This window comes from Marinobacter zhejiangensis, assembly GCF_900114775.1.
GTDB lineage: Bacteria > Pseudomonadota > Gammaproteobacteria > Pseudomonadales > Oleiphilaceae > Marinobacter > Marinobacter zhejiangensis.
This window is the reverse complement of sequence record NZ_FOUE01000004.1, coordinates 256,586-278,772: the sequence shown is the minus strand read 5'-3', so window position 1 is coordinate 278,772 and position 22,187 is coordinate 256,586. Positions and strand designations below refer to the sequence as shown.

Annotated in this window: 9 protein-coding genes; 5 read left to right on the top strand and 4 right to left on the bottom strand. The window is 55.0% G+C overall.

Going from position 1 to position 22,187, the window contains the following annotated elements; all coding sequences use genetic code 11:
• Positions 1-7 precede the first annotated feature (7 nt).
• Both BMZ67_RS14120 and xrtA read left to right on the top strand, forming a co-directional pair.
• On the top strand, positions 8-2,707 hold the full coding sequence (locus BMZ67_RS14120) for a tetratricopeptide repeat protein (RefSeq protein WP_092023775.1): 2,700 nt from the start codon (positions 8-10) through the stop codon (positions 2,705-2,707).
• Between the two features lie 120 nt (positions 2,708-2,827).
• Positions 2,828-4,336, top strand: coding sequence for an exosortase A (xrtA, locus tag BMZ67_RS14115; protein ID WP_092023773.1), 1,509 nt, complete (start codon positions 2,828-2,830; stop codon positions 4,334-4,336).
• 39 nt (positions 4,337-4,375) lie between these two features.
• On the opposite strand, the gene BMZ67_RS14110 is transcribed toward xrtA, so the two are convergent.
• The 4 genes from BMZ67_RS14110 to BMZ67_RS14095 all read right to left on the bottom strand — a co-directional run bounded on the left by BMZ67_RS14110 (position 4,376) and on the right by BMZ67_RS14095 (position 8,096).
• Positions 4,376-5,248 carry a formyl transferase gene (locus tag BMZ67_RS14110; RefSeq protein WP_092023771.1) on the bottom strand — a complete coding sequence of 291 codons (873 nt, stop codon included), beginning with the start codon at positions 5,246-5,248 and terminating at the stop codon, positions 4,376-4,378.
• A gap of 25 nt (positions 5,249-5,273) precedes the next feature.
• Positions 5,274-6,395 carry a GNAT family N-acetyltransferase gene (locus BMZ67_RS14105; protein ID WP_092023769.1) on the bottom strand — a complete coding sequence of 374 codons (1,122 nt, stop codon included), beginning with the start codon at positions 6,393-6,395 and terminating at the stop codon, positions 5,274-5,276.
• A 114-nt stretch (positions 6,396-6,509) separates the two neighbouring features.
• Positions 6,510-7,364: a cupin-like domain-containing protein gene (locus tag BMZ67_RS14100; RefSeq protein WP_175481933.1), complete on the bottom strand. Its 855-nt coding sequence runs from the start codon at positions 7,362-7,364 to the stop codon at positions 6,510-6,512.
• A gap of 153 nt (positions 7,365-7,517) precedes the next feature.
• Positions 7,518-8,096, bottom strand: coding sequence for a GNAT family N-acetyltransferase (locus BMZ67_RS14095; RefSeq protein WP_139214386.1), 579 nt, complete (start codon positions 8,094-8,096; stop codon positions 7,518-7,520).
• A gap of 159 nt (positions 8,097-8,255) precedes the next feature.
• On the opposite strand from BMZ67_RS14095, the gene BMZ67_RS14090 reads away from it, so the two are divergent.
• From BMZ67_RS14090 to BMZ67_RS14080, 3 genes are all read left to right on the top strand, one after another.
• The gene (locus tag BMZ67_RS14090; protein ID WP_092023763.1) at positions 8,256-8,909 is read left to right on the top strand and encodes a 4'-phosphopantetheinyl transferase family protein; all 654 of its coding nucleotides are present in this window, start codon (positions 8,256-8,258) and stop codon (positions 8,907-8,909) included.
• Positions 8,910-9,096: 187 nt separating this feature from the next.
• Positions 9,097-15,690 (top strand): polyketide synthase, encoded by a 6,594-nt coding sequence (locus tag BMZ67_RS14085; protein WP_175481932.1) that lies wholly within the window; start codon positions 9,097-9,099, stop codon positions 15,688-15,690.
• A gap of 6 nt (positions 15,691-15,696) precedes the next feature.
• Complete coding sequence (locus BMZ67_RS14080) at positions 15,697-22,143, top strand: non-ribosomal peptide synthetase (protein ID WP_092023759.1); 6,447 nt, start codon at positions 15,697-15,699, stop codon at positions 22,141-22,143.
• Positions 22,144-22,187: the final 44 nt, after the last annotated feature.

Below are 22,187 nucleotides of genomic sequence, written 5' to 3'. Positions count from 1 at the left end.
TGGATCCATGAAGCTGTCCCCGCTTTTCCGTGCAACACTGCTCTCAGCTGCCATCACCACCGCCCTGGTTGGCTGCGGTGAAGACGAACGAGGAATGAGTCAGGAAGATATTCAGTACATCAGTCACCTTGACCAATCCCGCTTTTTTCAGCGACAGGGTGAGTTGAAAGCCAGTACGCTGGAAGCGCGAAGCGCCATCGAACTGCAACCCGGAAAAGTAGACCCTTATTTTGTTATTATCACTAACCTGGTCACTGCCGGCGATGCAGTCAATGCAGAACGTCAGCTTAACCATTTAATGTCCCAGCTTCCTGATACGGACCTGACTCCGGAAATCCGTAACCGGGCGGCCCTTATTTTTGCTGAAACACATCTTATGCAAGGGCAATTCGACCAAGCCCTTGAGTCACTGGATTCTCTCGAAAGCCCAGATCGTGCCCAGGAGCTGAAAGCAGCCCTCCTTCGCGGCAAGATCTACCTGGCTAACGCCCGCCTTGGTGATTCAGAGACAGCTTACAATCAAGCCAAAGAACTCGACGGCAGCTCAGCGCTTCCCCTTGTAGGCCTCTCACGTGTGGCCTTTGCCCGCAACAACCCTGCGGCTGTTGAAGACCTTATCTCCCAGGCTGAGTCCATCGACCCCCAGGAGCCGGAACTTTGGCTTTGGAAGGCACAATACGCCCAAACCAAGGGCGACTGGCCAGCGTCCGAAGAAGCTTATATTAAAGCGCTTGAGGACATCGGCCAGTACGATGTCATGACCTTCAGAAAATACGAAACTATCTCCGCCTTGATCCGCGTACTTCGGGAGCAGGGAAAGATCGCCGAAGCCTTCGTGTACGAAGAGATTCTTGCCAAATCTGCCCCTGGCACCATCAAAAGCAACATGGCCGCGGCTCGCGAAGCCTTTGGTAACGGAGACCTTGACGGTGCTGCCCGTTACCTTGAAGAGATCCTTGCCCAGTCCCCATCCCATGAGCAAAGCGCCTTGTTACTCGGTATGGTGCGCTTCCGCCAGGGCCGCGTTGAAGAGGCTGAGTCTCTGCTGGCGCCATTCGCAGGCGAAGGCGAATCCACCGAGGTCAACAAACTGCTGGCTGCCACCAAACTGGAGATGAGAGACCCGGAAGGCGCACGGGAGATTCTGGAGAACCTGGAAGGCGCACAGTCCGACCCCGATGTGCTGGCACTCGTCGGCATTGCGTCGCTGGCCAGTGGTGACGTTGTCACTGGCGAAGGGCTGATTGAGAAGTCACTGGAACTCAATCCAGACAACGACTCTCTGAGACTCCGATATGCCACGTACCTCGCCCAGAAGGGTCAAAGCAGTCAGGCCTTGCAGTTGGCCAGGCAAACTATGGAGCGGAGTCCGGACCTTGATCAGGCCCGCCTGCTCATGATTCGCATCTATATGGAAAGTGGTGATCAGACCTCTGCAAAGGAATCCGCCAATGCGTGGGTTAAAGAGCAACCTGAGAACATTACTGCGCTGCTGACTCGTGGTCAGATTGCCGCAGCCACCGGAGATGAAGACGAGGCTCGCAGATATTTCAATCAGGCCCAACAGACTGATACCCAGGCGCCTTCACCGCTTATCGCGCTGGGCAACCTGGCCAGGAGCCAGAACGATACCGAAGCCGCAAAACGTTATTTCAGTGAGGCTGCCATCCTGGCCCCGAATGATCGGCAGGCCTTGCAAGGGGTAACCAGCGTTCTGGCTCGGGATGAAATGCTTGAGTTGATGCATAAGATCCTTGAAACCAAGCCTGACGCCGTCGGCCCACGCCTGGTTCTGCTGGAAGCCGCGCTGATGGAAGGCGAAGACTCCGAGGCTGATGAATACACAGCAAACCTCCTTGAACGGGAGGATGAAAATCTACCCTCCCCCCAGGCTCCGATGGTTGCCGCTATCTACAACGGCGTTGCCAGTCGGCTGGCACAGGAAAACAAATCCGATCAAGCCCAACAGGTTCTTAATCGTGGCCGGATACTGTTCCCCGAGAATCAGGATATTGCCCTTCAGGCTGCCGTGTTAGCGTTCAGTCAGGGCAGCATTAGCCAGGCGCAGGACATTCTCCAGGAAACCAAGCGCCTACACCCCGACTCTCCAAGGCCTTTCATAACGGAAGCCAATTACCAGTCCAGCCAGGGTGACCACAAGGCGGCGGCAGAGCTCTACCAGCTGGCACTCCAGAAGGTAGATGAGCCGAGCACTGCAATCGCATATTCCCGCTCCCTGAAAAGGGCCGGAATGACCGAGAAGGCCATCTCAACGCTTGAGGAGGCGACGAATCGTCACCAAAACAACGCTGCCATTATGCTTTCCCTGGCTATGCTCTATCAGGAATCAGATCGCGGAACCCAAGCCGAGCAGGCCTATGAGAAGGTCCTCCAAATTGCGCCTGACAGCGTACTGGCCCTGAACAACCTCGCCTGGATGTACCACGAAAACGGCGACAGTCGAGCTATGGAGCTGGCTCAAAGGGCTTATGAGCTTAACCCTGATAATGCCGCGATCGCCGACACCTATGGATGGATCATGCTCAAAGCCGGTAGGCATGAAGCGAGCGTCCCGGTCCTTGAGAAGGCTCACCAGCTGCAGCCCGACTCTGAGGAAATTGCGCGCCATCTGGCAGAAGCCTATCGTTCTGTGGGGATGGAGTCAGAAGCCCAGCAGATTCTGGAGAAGCTTGACGGTCAGGGCTGACCGTCAATTACCTATAACAGGTAGGCACCAGCAGCCCGGTTTCAGGGGCTCCCCTGGTGCCCACTTCCACGAAGCTTTACACTGATCAGGCAAGTTTGGGCGGTTATATAAAAGGGACTTATGAGCACCAACACCAACGCCTCCAACCGCCATCTCTGGCTTCTCCCAGCCCCATTCCTGATATTGGGACTATGGGGGCAATGGCAGGACTTTTTCCAGCTGTGGCACGAATCTATTATTTACAACCATGGATTCCTGGTACTTGCTGGCACCCTGTTTTTGCTTTACCGAAGGCGTGAACAGCTCAAACAACTGGTCATTTCAGGCTCCCCTGTTGCCCTTCTGCTGTTGGCAGGCTCCAGCCTCGCATTTCTGCTGCTTCAAGCAGCTGACGTAAGATCCCTCAGGCTGGCCCTCGTGCCCTTTATGATCGTTTTCTGGGGTTGGTCCATCTGGGGAGCGGCCTTTCTCAAGGCGGCCGCAGGCCCGACCCTGCTTCTGCTGTTCGCCGTCCCCATTTGGGATGATTTCTCGCCAGTCCTGCAACATATCACGGTTTTCTTTAACGACATTTTCCTCCAGCTTGCGGGGATTGAAGCAACCATCAATGAATTCCTGATCACCCTGGAGGTGGGGGCATTTATGGTGGAAGGTGGGTGCAGTGGCGTACGCTACCTCATGGTCGCTGTCTTCCTGGCGACCTTCTATGGCCAGATGTACTACCAGTCACATCGAGCGACGCTTTTGCTAGTCATCTTGTCTGGCCTGCTTTCCATGCTGGCCAACTGGGTTCGTGTATTTGGAATTATCGTTGCAGGCCATTACACCAACATGGAAACCTCCCTCGTTGAGGACCATGAGCTGTTTGGCTGGGTGATCTTCGTCATATTCTCCCTGATTCCGCTGTATTTTATCGCCCCCCGCTTTGAAGGCATCGCTCCAGCAAAAAACAGCACACCAACGAATCAGGTGCCCGCTACCGCAGCGCACACCTCTGCTTTTTGGGCCGTGGCCGCTTCCCTATTGCTGGTATGGCCCGCCGTTGTCCCCCACGCCCTCAAAGCAAGGACAGATCGTATCGCCGAAACCTGGACCCCCAGCCTCATGGAACGAATTCCGGGATGGAGCGGGCCGCTTCGGCACGCCAACGTATGGCACCCGGAATATGCAAACCCGGATATCGACCTGAGTGGCGTCTATGTCTCAGAGAACCTTGAACAGGTTCAACTGCAGATCATTGGGTACCGCAACCAGACTCAGGACAAAGAGCTCATTTTTTATGGCAACACGCTCTTTGACGCGAAAAGCTGGGGACTGGTGTCCACTGCTGAAAGGCTGCTCACGGGTAACGACGCCAGCGGGATGGCGATGCCGACACAGGTCAACGAAACCGTCCTGAAGGCAACACAAGACGGTTCCGTTGTCATTATCTGGTCTTGGTATGACGTGGGAGGCTATCTAACCGCCTCCAAATTTGAAGCCAAGTTGATTGGCGCCTTCAAGAAACTGACGGGGGATAATCGAGGGGCGTTATGGGCACTCGCTGGACGATGCTCAGCGGCCGAGCCAACGGATTGTGACCAGCAACGAAGCGCCTTTGAACAATTTATAGAGCAGGCACTGCAATGACGCTGGCGAGCTTCGCCAGCGTCGTGATGCGTCAGCACATCACTCTGCAAATTCGTTGATCAGCTCACCAATCACCCGCTCGTCTTTGCGGGGTTTATCAGACAGGTACTCGTCCACCACGCCGGCCTTTAGCTGATTCCAGGTCGTGCGCTTTGCCTGAGTATCGAACATACTGTTGAGGTACAACCTCCCCTTCTTCTCAAGCTTTGCAGGGCGACAATTTGATTGCTCAATGTCGGAAACCGCCTGAACCATCATCCGCACACCCAGCTTTACAACCTTTTCATAAAGCGTATTGGGGTTATCGCCGGCTTGTATCGACGGGCGGCCCTGATAAACGATGTCGCCATCATCCACGCCTTCTGATACGAAGTGTACGGTCGCTCCCACACACTCCAACTCCCGGTTGTGAACAGCCCAGTCCGTCGTGAACAGCCCACGGTAAAACTGGGAAAGCCCACCGTGCAAATTCAAAACGCCATGACGCGGCACGGCGATCAGCTCGGAGCGCATAATTGACGCTCCGCAAACCGCAATAACATCAGGGCGTAAACGCTGTATCCAATCACGGTACTCCGGGTCATTGATGGCATTGACGCCTTGCGTGTGAAGCACCTGAACCCCCTCAACCGGCGTAAGAACCTGGCCTTCATCACCAAAGTCGAGAGAATTTTCAGGCTTGTTGTAATCCTGGTGTGGCTCGACGAACTTTCGGTCGATCACCTCGAAAACCTTATGAATAAATACCCCTGGGCTGGAGATATACTTCATCGCCTTTTTGAACAATGGCGATGAATCCCGGACAGGCGTTTGATTTTCAACCACAACGCCTACTACATTGAGCGCCTTCATTAATTGATTGGCGAAATAGATATCCGACTTGTCCTGACTGACGACGACAACCGTCCGCATTGATGCACAACCTCCCTTTCGTATATCAAGCAGGCTTTGCCTGTTTGGCGTCTTTCTTAATAAACCGTTTAATGACAGGAATCACTCGATACTCCGCCAGGTAAAGCAACCGCAGCTTCAGACTGCTGCCAAACAACTCTACCGAACAGATATCTTCGTAATCTTCGGTCCATTTACTCAGGTACCAATAGTCGTCAGCACAGGTGTAGTACTGTTTGCACGCTCCGCTTTCGAACAGGCTTCTTAGTGCTGAGAACTCGAGAACCGACCCTGGCGAATAAGCGTTGAACGCCTCGTCATAATCCGCCCTTATCGGGTAGGCAATGTGGTCATAGGCCAAATGGAGCTCAAAGGCAACGGGCGTAGTGTCCCTATGCCTCACGATCCACGCGGTAAGGTTCCCCGAATGACCGAAGGTTTCGGCAAGGTTAAGCAAGAACTGCCGACTCCTTTGGTTGGACTTTAGATCGTTACCAATGGTGGACTTCCAGCTCTTGGCAGATATGGTCACCAATTCGTCGATAATCGGTTGGTCAGCCCGGGTAACCGGTTCTTCAGTAATCGTGAATTCACCACTTTTGTTGAAGCGGTTCAACTTATGGTTCAGGCTCTTTTTCAGACTCCGTCGGCGGGAGCGATAAAACTCATCCCAGCTTCGGTCAATATCGACAACCGGCGTCCTTAAACCCGGCTTCTGCCCCACTCGTCCATGCCCGATTTTTGAGCGATCAAGGAGGTAATCTCGCAACCCACTTTTCTGATTTATCTTGAAAAAGAGGCCAATTTCATCGGGCGCAATTTTCGTAAGTATGCCTAGAGCCTGATCCTGATCCCCTGCGCTGAGCGATGAGTCAACGACAATGGATGAGTACGGTGTGTGACCATTGGCCGCCAACTTTAATAGGGTAACCGGAACACCACGATAACGTTCCCGGACTTTAACAAATGGTGCGACCCCAACCAGGGCGTCTCCCTGATAAACACACCGGAATTCCACCTGCATACCTGCCGAAAAAGCACCCAACCAGGACCGGAGCCATGCATGCGTCAGGGTTAACGGAACCGGGTCGAGCTTCGCAAGCAGTTCATCCCACTGTGGCTGTATGCGATCAAACGCTTCCTCCGTCCTGATGACTTTCAATTTCACAGTACGTAAGTTCCTGGCTTGAATTCAAATAACATGAAAATGACGTCAAAAAACGGCGGTCGCTCTAAAATCGGAGCCGGCGCCCTCTGACCCTTTCACTGCCCTCAGATGGCATTACGCAGCCGACAGTTTGTGTTTCACTTTACGCAGGCGGTCTAACACATCAATCGCACGCCGCTTGATCCAGAAGCTGAACAAAGGTTCCTGCAACCAATCTCTGAGCCTGTTCTCCAGCCAGAAATAATTGACCGAGACATTCCTTCCCTCAGCCTCGATGTAATGCCAGGTTCCAGCTGGAATAAACAGCGCATCGCCTTCTTCGAGCCAGCCAGACACCCCCTTGCTTTCGCGAAGTTTTGGGAAGCGTTCCAGGTCAGGATCTTCACTGTTGATGCGACTATCAACAACACGGTTTTCTAGCAGCGCTTTTAGACTGAAAGGACTGTAGGGGTACATACAGTCGCTTTGATCCGGGGAGAAAAGAATGAACCGCTTACGCCCTTCCAGCATCATCAGGAGGCTATGGGTTTCATCGTAGTGGAGAAGGGATTTGTTTTTGCCGGGTCCGATGTAAAGATTCGAAACCCTGAAACGGGACTCGGGCACAAAAGCAGGCAGATCGACGGATAACTGGGCTGGCAAATCCTCAGAAACACCCCGCCCCCTCAGTGCTTCCAGAGCATATCCGTCGTGGGTTGTTTCCATAACCTGGTTAAACGCCTCCATCGGCATCCGTTCAAACCCCAGGTAATGAAACACCCCGTCTTCAGACTTGCGCTGTATTCGGATCGTCTTCAGCGATTCCAGAAAATAACGGTAATTCCAATCCTTAAGGAAAGGTAACGCCTCCCGAACCCCGCTCAGCAAAACCGGCTGACGATTCAGGATATACGGCGCCAAACCTTCCTTATCCGATGGAAATGGAACCCTTTCAATAGATTCCGGGCCGGATAGATCAAATAAGTTCATCATAACGTCCTTTTTTTAAACGAACTGCCACTACTCTGACTGTGTTTGACTTCAGGCAACCCCGCCTTACACATCAGCATGCGACCACCCTCTCAACGATATGCCAAGGCCTGAGCCGCCGCAAGCACGGCGGTTCTATGGCAAGCGCCACACCTAAGCAGCCCCAAGAGCATTTCCGGCAACCCGGTCAAATTCCGGTTGAGCCCGCATGAGCTTCCCGTCCCTGATGGCCAGACTAACCAGCACCCGGCCTCCGACCCTAAGGCTGAAATAACTGAACATTGGCTTGAAACCAGCTTTCTCCAAAGCCTTCCTCGAAGCCGTATTTCCTGTATCCACCGCCGCAAGCGCCGCTGCTGAAGAGGCACCTTGGCACTCCAGCAGCCCTTTGAGTAACGTCTGGAAATGCCCGCGGCCCCGATGATCTGGAAGCGTTGCACAATCCCAGATATAAAACGCTCGATCAGGTACTGTTAATTTCAAATTATGCAAGATACCTACTCTGGACCCACCTTGACCAACCCAGCCATAACAAACCGGATCGCCATCAACAAACAACTCATAGAGCACATTACCTTGGCCCGTTCGGCGAAGGAACTCTCCCTCAGATAACGCCAACCCCTGCCGGTATTTGGTTGTCAGAGCGAGCATTGCAGAAGCGCGCACCCCAGTGGCTCCGGGTTTGACTGGCTGGTGCAACATAATACCGCTCTTCGCTTCAACCACGCGCATTAGTCTTCGCTTGATCGGCCCGAGCCAACGCCGTAATGTTTTCACTGTCTCCACTTCCTTGAGCTTCCGTTGCTATGAGTGTAGGTGACTGACATGTGAACACCAACGGCCGACCAAGCAACCCGGCGGCGGTTTCCACACAAAGCCAGTGATGACTTGATGATTGACGCAAACGCAACCTGCATCGAAGTACAGCTACGTGACTTTATTCACGCCCCGCTTTACCTGGCTGCCGGACCGCTCAACCAAACGCATTCCCGCTATGAAGCCGAGCAGCAACTTGTCAGCAAGGCGGTCCTAAAGCGCAAAAAAGAGTTTTTTTCCGGCCGCCATCTCGCGCGACAAGCCCTGGAAAGGGCGGAGCTTCCTGTGACCAGCCTGTTACGAGGATCTCTGGGCAACCCTCTTTGGCCTTCGTCTGTGGTTGGCTCCATCACGCACGACCATCTCCTTGGCATGGCGGTCGTTACCGAGGGACGGCATGCCCGAGGTATTGGTCTGGACCTGATCGAAAATCCAGGCCTGGTCGAGGTGGACCTAGCCAACCTGATCATGCACCCCCACGAGCATTCCTTGCCGCACTCCACCGCCTTAGACGTGTCCGCTCAAGCACTCGCCTTCAGCATCAAAGAGTCCGTGGTCAAAGCCACTTCGCCCCATATCGGGCACTATATGGACTTACTCGACATCCAGCTCCGCCACAGCAACCACGGCATCATTGCGCGGGTTAATGATTTCCCGGTTCAACTTCCCTGCTTAGCCTTAACTACCAATCTTGGGCTCGTCACCTGCTGCTACATCCCGCCACTATAACTACTGTAACCGTGCAAACCTTGATCCAGTTCAATTTGCCCCCAAACCGGTTAGCGCAATATTCACCGCTATGCTAGTTTACATAATGTAACATTAGTTGGCTTGCCTGGTGTCCTGAATGAGTGCTTTTCGGCCAGGACAGCGGCCGGATCGTAGATGTAGGTCTCTCTCTAAGGAAGGCAGAGATATGAGTGCGAGTAAGTCATGCCCGGAATTTACCGGCTTTCTCTCTCTGTTTGATCGTGCGGCGCTAACCTTTTCTGATAGCCCTGCCCTATGGACCCAAGGCGAGCTGATAACCTACGCCACGCTGGACAATAACGCCCGGCTGATTCAGGCGCAGATTGCCGAGCTTGGCACCGATCCCGGTGTGCCGATAGCGATCCATGCACACGATCGTGCGCTGGCGATTGCAGCGATGATCGCCATTCTCCGCCATGGTAGCCCTTACCTGCCGCTGGACCCGATCTACCCTTCAGAACGCCTTAGCTATATGGTCAGCCATGCAAAGGCCGAGCTGACTGTATCCGACAATGATGCGTTCCTGTCACCAATCGGCGCGCACCTGGATCTTCGTACCCTCGTCCCCGGAAACACACCGCCCAACCATACTGGTACGAATCAACAGCGCACCCGACCGATTACGGCCGACACCGATGCTTATGTAATTTACACCTCGGGCTCAACAGGCACGCCCAAGGGCGTGTTGATGAACCACGGCACACTGGACAACCTCATTCACTGGCAGAACAAACGCTACCAGGAAGGCGTGCGGCTTCGAACCCTGCAGTTCTCGGCCTTAAGCTTCGATGTCTCGTTTCAGGAGATTTTTTCTACCCTAACTCAGGGCGGAACCCTCTACCTCATCGATAACGAGCTCAAACAGGATTTCCGCCAGCTGCTGGAGTTTATAGAAGCGCATGCCATAGAGCGCATTTTCCTCCCCTATATCGCATTGCTGCAGTTGGTCATGTGGGCCAACCGTCTCGAGCGCTACCCCACCACGCTTAAAGAGGTCATTACCGCTGGCGAGCAACTGGTTGTCAGCAATGAGCTTCGAGTCGCTTTTAACGCCATGAAAGGCGTCACTCTGTTCAATCAGTACGGTCCCTGCGAAACCCATGTCGTCAGTGAGTTCCAACTGGATTGGCCAGCGGATAGATGGCCCACACTTCCGCCGATCGGCGCGGCCATTGATCAGGCCCAACTTCTGGTGCTGGACGAACAGATGCATGCGGTCAAAGGGAACGATGTTGGTGAGCTTTACATCGCCGGCCCGGTGCTTGCCCACGGCTACATCAATAGCCCGGAACAAACCGAACAACGATTCATCACACTGTCTGGTGGTAGTGAAAAACGGGCCTACCGTACTGGAGACCTGGCCAGCTTCGATGACCATGGGCAATTGCTGTATCACGGGCGGATCGATAATCAGGTCAAGATCAACGGCTACCGAGTGGAACTCAGCGAGGTTGAGGCCCAGCTTCTGGACACCGGTCTTGTTGGTGAGGCCGCCGCCGCGGTTCAGGAACAGGGCGGCGTAAAACGCCTGGTCGCGTTTGTCACCACCAAAGCGTCATCCTCCGATCTCGACGTCGCACTAAAAGATGCGCTAAAAGCTGCCGTTCCGGGCTATATGATTCCCACCAGGTTCTTCAGGGTAGCGCACCTGAGTAAAACCCCGTCCGGGAAGATCGACAGAAAATCGATGCTTGAAGCGCTTTCTAAAGAGCCAGGTCATCAGGAAGTCGCCAGCGAAGACCTGTCACTCACGCTCTTTGGTATTATCCAAAAAGAACTTGATCATCCGGGCCTGAGTACCGAAGACAGCCTCCAGGATCAGGGCATGGACTCCCTTGCGGCCAACCGGATCGCCGCCGCATTCTACTCTCAGGCCAGAGTTTCCATCCCGGTCTATTCCCTGTTCCAGTATCGGACGCTGGCACAGTTCCTTGACTATGCCACATCACGGCAAGCGCTCCCCTCGGCCAAGCCTTCTCAAGGAGGTACCGAAGGAAATCTGACATCACGCACCAAGGACGTTGCCATCATTGGCATGTCGCTTCGTGTGCCCGGCGCCGACTCGCTGGAAGCGTTCTGGCAAAACCTGCTGGATGGCAAAGAAAGCGTCACCTTCTTCGAGCCGACCGACACCCAGGCAGGAACCGTCAATGCCCGCGGCGTTTTAGATGGCGACCCCTTCGGGTTTGATGCAGGTTTCTTTGGCATCAGCCCGATAGAAGCTGAGTTTATCGACCCCCAGCAGCGATTACTGCTGGAGCTTGCCTGGCATGCGCTGGAGAACGCTGGGTACGACCCTGAACAGTTCGCCGGAAAAATCGGGGTCTATTGTGGTGTCGGAAACAACACCTACTATTTGAATAATGTGCTGAAAAACGCCGAAAAACTTGAGGACTATGGCCCGTTGCAAGCCATGGTAGCGAACGAGAAGGATTACGCTGCCACTCGTCTGGCCCATAAGCTCAACCTCGTTGGTCCAGCCCTCAGCATTCACACCGCTTGTTCGACCTCACTCGTCGCCGTTGCCGAAGCGGTTGAAGCCATTCGTCAGGGAAAATGTGACATTGCCATTGCCGGCGGGGCATCACTGACATTTCCTCAACAGCAGCCTCACACGCACCAGGAAGGCAGTATATATACCCGGGATGGTCACACCCGCCCATTTGATAAAAACAGTTCAGGCACCGTGTTCAGTGATGGCGGAGGTGTGGTTGTGCTGAAACGGCTCGATAATGCGCTGACGGATCAAGACTACGTCTATGCAACCATCTGCGGCGCGGCCATCAATAACGACGGTGCAGAGAAAGGCAGCTTTTCCGGCCCCAGCGTCCAGGGACAGAAGTCCGTCATCCTTGCAGCCATCAGGGACGCCGGAATTAACGCTGACCGGGTTGGCTATGTTGAAGCCCACGGCACGGCCACCCCGATTGGCGACCCGATCGAAGTCTCAGCGCTGACCGAAGCATTTGCTGAATACTCTGATGCGCATCAGTTCTGTAAGCTTGGCTCGGTCAAAGGCAACTTTGGTCACCTAACGGCCGCCGCTGGAGTTGTTGGCCTGATCAAATCAGCCTTGGCCATCGACCATGGCGTTATCCCGCCATCCATTAATTTCGATGAGCCAAACCCGGAACTCAACCTTGATCAATCCCCCTTCTCGATTGCCCAACAAGCCACACCCTGGCAACACCCCAAACCAGAGCGGATCGCCGGGGTCAGTTCATTTGGCATTGGGGGAACCAACGCCCATATCCTCCTCAAGGGCATAGAGCTACCGGCCCTCAACGCAAAAACAACCAGCCCGGGTTGGGTGCCATTGTGCTTTAGCGCTAACACCCCCGAGGCATTGGCCGAGTTGCTTAACGACTATAAAGACCTGCTCGAAAGACCTCGGGCCGGGCTGGCCCCGGGTGAACTTGCCTCAGAGCTGGTCCGCAACCGCCGCAACTTTCGCTACCGGCAGACCCTACCTCAAAACGCTGTCTCTGCTGATTTGGCCGATTTGGCGGACGAAGCTGAAGACACCGAGCCCTGCTTTGTTTCGCCATCCGTTGCCTTGGCCTTTCCAGGCCAGGGAAGCCAAGTCAGTGGTATGGGGCGAGCGCAATATGACGCTATGCCCGCGTTTAAAACCGCATTTGACGCCTGTGCCGAGATCCTCCAAAGCGAGCACGACTGCGACATCCGTTTCTTGGTCTTTGAATCCGGCGACCCTCTCAAAGATACCCAGAAAACCCAGATCAGCCTGTTCTGTGTTGGGTATGCAATGAGCGCAGTACTCAAGCAGCTTGGCCTTAAACCTCAGGCTGCCATAGGCCATAGCATTGGTGAACTCGTGGCGGCCACGGTCGCGGGCGTGTTCGATCTGGCCACCGCGATTCGTGTGGTTATGACCCGTGGTGCTGTTATGCAGGCCCAGCCATCCGGTTCGATGCTGGCGGTACGTGCAAACCTCGAACGCATCAATCCCCTGCTACCGGAAGGGGTCGTCATTGCCGCAGAGAACACAGCGGATTCGTTGACGCTGTCCGGCCCTCACGACGTCATCCAGGCATTTCAGAAGACGCTGGATGACCACGACGTCAAATTCCGCTCCCTGAATACCTCTCATGCATTTCACTCACCGGCAATGGATGCGGCCTGTGAAGCCTTTGCCGAACGCCTGGCTGACGCAGACCTGAACCCACCTAAGTTCAAGTTCATATCCTGTGTGACCGGAGACTGGATTAGCGAACAGCAAGCAACCGACATTCGCTATTGGGCCAGTCAGATCCGCCAGCCAGTACAGTTCCGAAAAGGGTGCGAAACACTAGGTTCTCTCAAGAATCTAATTTTGCTCGAGTGCGGCCCGCAAGGCACCGTATGCGGTATGGCCATGCAAAATCTCGACGAAAAAACCGATATTGCCGCGATTCCACTCCTCGCTGAGGCGGGCAATCCTGAGCAGGACTTGCGTTCCACCAGCCAGGGGCTTGGCAAGGCCTGGAGCTGCGGCGTGAATCTGGACTGGCCCTGCGGCACGCCCAATTCATCACTGAGAGTGACTTTGCCTGGCTACCCGTTCCAACACCGGCACTACGCCATCGAAGCCGACAATTTCGCGGCAGTCGCTGTATCTGGTTCGACCCCCGCTACTCATTTCATGGCCGCTGCCGTTCCCGTAGCAGACGCCCCATCCGGAGCCCCTATGAAAGACGTTATTCTTGAGAAGTTGCGTTCACTGTTTTCCGACATCTCTGGAATTGATCTCAGTAAGGCCGATGCCAACGCAACCTTCTTCGAGTTGGGGCTGGATTCTCTCTTACTGACTCAGTCAACCGTTAAGCTTAAGAAAAAATTCAAGGTAAACATAACCTTCCGCCAACTCCTTAACGATTGCGGGAATCTCGCCAAGCTCGCAGATTACCTGGTCAAGGAAGGTGGGGCCGACACTTTACCCTCCCCCACTCAGCCCTTGCACAGTGACGTAACCACAGCTCCTCAGGCCGCTGCCACGAGAGCCCCCTCTGTTCCGCAGAGTCCGCCAGCCGCTCCCAATACGGGGGCAGGTTTACCGCCTATGGGCGACATCCAGCTGTTGCTCCAGCAGCAGATGCAGGTGTTACAGGGCCAACTCGCACTTCTTTCAGGCATGTCCTCAGCTCAGGCGTTGGCGGGCGCTACACCGGTCAGTGCCCCTGAAGGCTCAAAAACCGGGCATGGCAATACCACTGAGCAATCCGGAACGCAGCTTAAGCCGTTTGGCGCAGGGGCCAGGATCAATGTAAAGCGCAGCAATGACATGAGCGCGCGACAGAAGGATAACTTCAAAAAATTGGCGACCCGTTACAACGCCCGTTTTTCTGCGTCTAAGTCGTTTGCGCAGGAAAATCGCAAGCACTTGGCCGACCCCAGGGTCGTTTCCGGTTTCCGACCGGTCATCAAGGAAGTGATCTACCCCATCGTTGTTGAACGGTCCGAGGGGCCTTACCTCTGGGATATCGATGGAGGAAAGCTGATTGATGTCACTTGTGGGTTCGGAAGCAATTTCTTTGGGAACTCCGCACCCTTTATCAAAGAGGCCATAGCCCAACAGTTAAACACCGGATACGAAATCGGACCTCAGCACCCCTTGGCAGCAAAAGCCGCACGCCTGTTTTGCCAGGTCACCGGCAATGAGCGGGTTGCCTTCTGCAACACTGGTTCCGAGGCAGTTCTGGGCGCCATGCGGCTGGCCCGAACCGTGACCGCCCGTGAAAAGGTCGTCATATTTGAGAACGACTACCACGGCATCCACGACGACGTCATCATTACCCGTGGCAGCAATGGCTATGCGGTACCAGCTGCCGCCGGGATTCCAGATTCCGCTGCAGACAACATGATTGTTCTGGACTACGGATCCGACGAATCGCTGGAATACATCCGCGAGCACGCCGAAGACATCGCTGCTGTGTTGGTAGAACCGGTGCAGAGCCGGAACCCTGACCTTCAGCCAAGAGACTTCCTCCAAAAAGCCAGGGCGCTGTGCAGCGATCACCAGATTGCCTTGATCTTCGATGAAGTCATCACCGGCTTCCGTATCCACCCACGCGGCGCTCAGGGCTTCTATGGCGTCGATGCCGATATATGCACGTACGGAAAAATCGTTGGGGGCGGGCTCCCGATTGGCGCGATTTCCGGAAAGGCACAGTACCTTGACGCACTTGACGGCGGGCAATGGCAATTCGGTGATGAGTCCGCTCCAGAAGTTGGCGTCACCTATTTTGCAGGCACGTTCGTGCGCCACCCCCTGGCCATGGCGGCGGCGGTGGCCGTACTGGCGCGGCTTGCCGATAACCCCAATCTGCAAGATGAACTCAACCAGCGAGCTGACGCCATGGTGTCAGAGATCAACCAACATGCTCAACTGGTTGGAGCCCCGCTAAAAATCGAGCACTGTGGCTCGATGTGCAAAGTCAAAATTCCTCAGGACATCGCCTTTGAAGAGCTCATCTACGTGATTTTGAGGGAGAAAGGCATCCATATCTGGGACGCCAGGCCCATGTTCATTACCCTCGCCCACAGTGAGGACGACATTCAGGCCATCGTTCAGGCGTTTAAAGACGCGATGGATGACATGATCTCAATGGATTTTTTCCCGGCTACCAGTGACAGCTCTCATACACCAACCCAGAAGCCTCCGGTCGAAGGCGCACGCCTGGGCCGTGACGAGGCGGGCAAAGCCGCATGGTATGTACCGTCGAAAACCGATAAAGACCAATTTGAAAAATGGGTAGGTTGACCAATTATGAATACGGCTGTCTTGAAGTTCGTTGACGGTCACGACCCTTTCAAGTTTGGTGAACTGGAAGGCACGATCGTTACCACCGAATCCCAACGCGAAGTCTGGCTTGCTGCCCAATTTGGAGACGGCGCCAGTGCCTCGTTTAACGAGTCGGTTTTTGTCCGCCTTTCTGGTCCGGTTGACGAGAAATCCCTGGTAGGTTCCCTGAAGGCCCTGTGGGCCCGTCACGACTCGGTGCGAGGCTGTTTCAGCAATGATGGTGAGGAGATGGTTATCTACAAGAACCGCCCCGCCCCCATCTACTCCCACGACCTGTCGGCACTGCCACAGACGACCCGCGATAACCAGATCGCAGACCTGGCACGTGAGGCGGTCACCGAACCTTTTGACCTGTTCGACGGCCCGCTAGCCCGTTTTGATGTCATCCGATGTAACGACGCGGATACCCGGGTCCTGCTCACCCTGCACCACTCCATCTGTGACGGCTGGTCGCTCTACATCCTTGCCAGCGAACTGGGCACGCTCTATTCGACAGCCGGAAATACAGCGGATCCCCGCACCCTTGAAACTGCGCCAAAATTCAGTGACTACGCGGATTGGGAACGTAGCGAAGAAATCCAAGATCTCCGTGACCAGAGCATTAGTTACTGGACCCAACGCTTTGCCGGTGGCATTCCAAGCCTGGACCTGCCCTACGATCGCCCGAGGCCCCTGGTCCGAAGCTTTGGTGCCTACCGACTGGATAAGCCTCTGCCGATGGCACTGGTGAACGACCTCAAATCACTGGCGGCCAAAAACAACAGCACCATTACAACCACCTTGATGGCTGCCTTTGCAGCCTACCTCCATCGCATTTCGGGGTGTGAGGATATCGTGTTAGGCATTCCCTTTGCCGGGCAGATGGCCAAAGAGGAACACAGCCTGGTCGGCCATTGCGTCAACATCCTCCCGCTCTATATTTCGGTATCCCAGGACGACTCTTTCGCCGTACTGCTTGAGAAAACCCAGCAAAGCATGCTGGAAGCCTTCGAGCACCAATACCTGACTTACGGCACCCTGCTTCAGACACTGGGCGTAACCCGCGATCCGTCAAAGCCACCCCTGGTGTCGGTGTTATTCAACGTTGACCAGGCCAATGAGTCGGACTTTCAGTTCGAAGGACTGCAAGCCGTCTTTGAGTCCAATCCCAGAGCCTATGAAAATTTCGACCTCAACCTCAACATTACGTTATCCGGGCAGGCTGCGGTTATAGAGTGCACCCATAATCTTGAGCTGTGGAATACAGAAACCATTGATCGCAGGATCGACGAATGGGTCTGCCTTCTTCAGAAGGTCCTCGCCAATCCTTCCGCCAGGCTAACCGAACACGACCTTATCCGTGAGGCCGACCTTGCGCTTTACCAGGCCCAGTGGGCTAAGGTCGAACGCCCCTATGATCTCGGCAATGCCAGCCTCCACGGCCTGGTAGAAGCCACGGTGGATCAATTCCCCGATCGTACGGCATTGGTCTTCGAGGGCAGCAGCCTAAGCTATCGGGAACTGGATCGTCAGGCGAACCGGCTGGCGCACTGGTTGATTGACCGAGGCGTAGAAGCCAATAGCATTGTTCCGATCCTGATGGATCGCTCGCTGGAAATGCTCGTCGCGATCAACGGCATCCTCAAAGCCGGTGGTGCCTATCTGCCCCTGGACCCGGATCACCCCCATGATCGGCTCGCCTTTATTATCGATGAAGTCGATGCGAACTTTGTCCTGACCCAAACGACGTTGCGGGACCGGGTACCATCGGATATCGAAGCCATCGCCCTGGACGCCCCGGCTCTCGACCTCGGCAAAGTAAGTGAACTCCGGCCGAATGTCCCTTGCTCTCCGACCCAGTTGGCATATGTCATCTACACCTCTGGGTCTACCGGGAACCCCAAAGGGGTGATGATTGAACACCAATCAATCTGCAATCACATGCTGTGGATGCGGGAGGCGTTGCCGCTCGACGAACATGACTCAGTCATGTTGAAGACACCCTATACGTTCGACGTGTCGCTCTGTGAACTGTTCCTACCGCTGATGTGTGGATGCCCCCTGGTGATCGCCCGCCCGGGTGGCCACAAGGATCCCGGCTACCTGCTCAGCCTTATTAACGAGCACCACATCACCCATATCCACTTTGTGCCGTCGCTTGCCTTCCTGTTCCTGGATGATTGCAATCAGTCCAACTGCCCCAGCCTTCGTCGTTTTGTCCTTACCGGCGAGGCGGTCAGCACTGAATTGGAAGCACGGTTCCAGCAAACCTTCCCTCAAGCAGACTGCTGGAATCTCTATGGCCCTACGGAAGCTGCCGTCCATGCCTGCCTCTGGTTATGCGGCCAGGAAACGTCCGAGTACACCGTGCCCATTGGTACAGCACTGCCCAACACCCGGCTTTACGTCGTTAACGGTCAAATGCAGCTCCTCGGCCCCGGGCTGGTGGGTGAACTCCTCATCGCCGGCGTTCAGGTGGCTAGAGGCTACGTCAACCGGGCTGAGCTAAACCGGGAGCGTTTTGTTGAAGACCCCTTTTCCAGTACCTCCTTCAAGGTCTACCACACTGGTGACCTGGTCAAGATGCGGCCAGATGGCGTTCTTGAGTACATCGGCCGGAACGATTTCCAGGTGAAGCTCAGGGGACTTCGTATCGAACTGGGAGAAATTGAGTCGGTGATCCTCCGCTACCCGGGGATTACCCAATGTTCGGTGCTCGCTCGTGAAGACCGCAAAAACGATCAGCGGCTGGTTGCCTATCTCGTTGCTCAGTCAGAAATGACCGATTGGCTCCCTGCGTTAAAAGACCACATCGCCAGGAACCTCCCCGAATACATGGTGCCCCAGCACTTCCTCCAGCTGGCCACACTGCCTCTGACGTCCAGCGGAAAGACCGACCGCAAGGCGTTGCCTCAGCCGGATATCGAAAGTATTGCTGAGTCCGACTACAGCCCACCTGAAACTACCTTGGAGTCTGAGCTGTGCGCTCTGTGGAGTGATGTCCTTGGCGTGCATAAGTTGAGTGTCGACGCCAACTTTTTTGACCTCGGTGGGCACTCCCTTCTGGGCACCCAGATGCTGGCCCAGATCAAGAGTAAATACGGGGTTGCGCTTGGGCTCGGGAGGCTGTTTGAGGTGCCGACGGTACGCGCTATGGCGCAGTTACTGGACCAGGCGCTCAAAGCCGGTCAGGAACAGCAGCAGATAGAGAAAAGGCCACAAGACGCCACAGTTTATGCCACGCACCAACAACAGGTTTGGTATCTACAGGAGCAAATCGACCCGGACGCCAATGCGTTCAATCTACCCGCTATCTTTCGTTTGCATGGTGAGCTGGATACCCAAGCTCTGGAACAGGCTCTCAATACCATCCTCCAGCGCCATGAGATTTTACGGTCTAACTTTACCAACCCTGAAGGTGAAGTGGAGATCCACACCGATAAAACGCGCTCAATATCGCTTCCCCTGCAAGCTCTTTCAGACTACGGTGCCAGCGACATTGAGACATTGGAGCAGGCGCTTCAGGATGAGGTAGCCAAAACTTTTGACATCGCCTCCGAGCCTCTATTCAAGGCAAACCTGATCAGGGTAAATGAACAGGACCATGCCCTGTTCCTGATGATCCACCACTTGATCTTCGACGGCTGGTCCTTTGACCTTCTCCTGAAAGAACTGTGTGCTCTTTACAATGCATACAGCCTTGGACTTGGCAATCCCCTCCCCCCCTTACCTGTTCAATTCCACGACTTTGCCCTGTGGCAACACGGTTGGCTCCAGAGTGAGGTTGTCGAAGAGCACCTGGCCTACTGGAAAGCCCAGTTGTCAGGCGAACTCCCGGTCCTAAACCTGCCAACCGATTTTGAGCGGCCACACACCCAGCCCCACCGTGCAGAGGGTGTCAAATTCCGCATCGATCAAGCTGAGGTAGACGCCCTGGAGGCGTTGGCCGTACGTCACCAGACCACACTGTTCATGGTATTGATGGCACTGTACGTACTCATGCTCCACCGCTTTAGCCGACAATCCGACCTGATCGTCAACGTACCGGTCTACGCCCGACACCAAGAGGAACTGCAGGGCTTGATGGGGCCTTTGATCAACGTGCTGGTGTGCCGGTTCCACGTGAACCAGGGGCAGTCATTTGACGACCTCGTTCAACACGTCAAGACAACCATTCTTGCGGCCATTGACCATCAGGATGTGCCGTTCGACCTGCTGGTACGAACCGTGAACCCGCCACGGGATGCCTCCCGCAATCCGATTGCACAGACCCTGTTCAATTACCAGGACGTCCGTAACCGTATGGATCAGATGAATGGCATTCAGCGATCGCAGATAAATCTGGACCGGGTTGGCGTCGAAACAGACCTGGATGTTTGGTTCAAACGTCAACTTAACGGCATGGAGGTCGGTTTTGAATACCCGATTGAGCTGTTTGAACGTTCGACGGTAGAAGGCTTTGTGAATAGCTTCAAGAACAGCGTGCAAACGCTGACTGAGCAAAAGGATGAAGTGGCGTTGGATCACCTTGTATCCGCCAGCCCGGAAGAGTTCGAGAAAATCTCCCGCTGGAATGATACCACCCGTGAATGGCCTTTCCGGCAGGGCTTCTTGTCTGAGTTTGAGCAGCAGGTCCAGTCGTTGCCAGACAAAACCGCCTGCCACGACCAGGCCCAAGCCTGCACCTACCAGCAGTTGGATGCTCGTTCCAATCAATTGGCGCGAGCGTTCGCTGCGAAAGGCGTTAAAGGCGGGGACATCGTTGCACTGCTGTTGGAACGTACGGTGGACCTGCCAGCAACAGTGATCGCGCTGTGGAAGCTGGGCGCAGCTTACGTCCCCCTCGACCCCGCCTATCCAGAAGACCGGATCAAGGCCATTCTCAGCGTTGCTCAAGTGAGTTTGCTGGTCACCCAAGCCCACTTTTCAGCGGCTCAGGACGCCCACGACGGCCCGATTGTGCTCCTGGATACGGATGCCCCGTCCATCGCCGGCGAAAGCCAGGCGGCAGTGGACACCAACCTGACCGCTGATCAATTGGCCTACGTTATCTTTACCTCTGGCTCGACTGGCACCCCCAAAGGGGTCGAAATCAGCCATGGAGCACTGCATAACTTCCTCAAGGCTGTTTCGCTCGAACCGGGATTCACTGCGAATGATCGCCTGCTGGCCGTGACCACACTGGCGTTCGATATTTCCCTGTTGGAACTGTTCCTGCCTTTGAGCACCGGTGCCTCGATCATTATTGCGTCCAATGAGCAAAGCAGTGATCCACAACAGTTGATCAAGCTTATTGAACAGCACCAGGTTTCAACCCTACAGGCAACGCCGGCGACCTGGCGGCTGCTTCTGAACGCGGGCTTTACCGCCCCAGCGCCATTGAAAGGATTGATTGGCGGAGAAAAACTCCCGACAGACCTGGCAGAAAGCCTGATCGCCAACGGTGTTGAACTCTGGAACATGTACGGCCCGACGGAGGCAACGGTCTGGACCAGCTGTTTCCGGGTCACCGCCGCCGCGCAAGGTCAGCCGCCCAGAATCCTTATCGGGCGCCCCTTGGCAAACACCCAGCTTCATATCCTTGACGATAACCGAAACCCTTTGCCTTTGGGCGTCTACGGAGAGCTTTGGATTGGTGGTGCAGGTCTGGCTGAGGGGTACCGGGCAAACCCGGCTCAAACAGCTGACCGGTTCGTCACATTTCCTGACGGCAAGCGCCTGTATCGTACGGGTGATGTGGCACGCTGGACACTGGACGGACAGATTGAGTTTGGTGATCGCATTGATAATCAGGTCAAAGTCCGGGGCTACCGAATTGAGTTGGAAGAAATCGAAATCAACCTTCGCAAGCACACCGGTATAGCCGATGCGGCGGTTGTTGTTCAGGAATACGGTGCGGATGACCACCGCCTGTCCGCCCACATTACCTACGCGGGAGACGAGCACCCAACCAGCAGCGAACTTCGCCGGCATTTACGCAAATACCTACCCGATTACATGATGCCCCAGCATTTCACGGTGCACGACCAGTTGCCACTCTTACCCTCAGGCAAGGTCAACAGGAAGCTGCTGGCTGCAACCGACAACGCGCCTAGCCCTGTGCGAGCCTCCCATCGTGAGCCCAACGAGACTGAAGCGCACTTAATCTCAATCTGGCAGGCACTGCTGAAACGCCAGCAGATTCAGTTGGAAGATCAGTTCCTAGACGTAGGCGGCCACTCGTTACTCGCCTTGAAACTGCTTGTCGATATCGAAAAGGCATTTGGCGCCAAACTGATGCCACAGGACCTATGGGTGAATACCCTGGAGCAACTGGCCAAACTCATTGAGCAGAAACAAACCTCGCAAGTCGACGTTTCTGATCTAGAGTCAAAGAACAAAGCCAGAAAAGGTGGCATTGGAATGATCAAACGGATTTTCGGCTCGTCCTGATTGGCTTGCAGCGCACGATTACTGGTAGAAAGCGGTGCCTGATA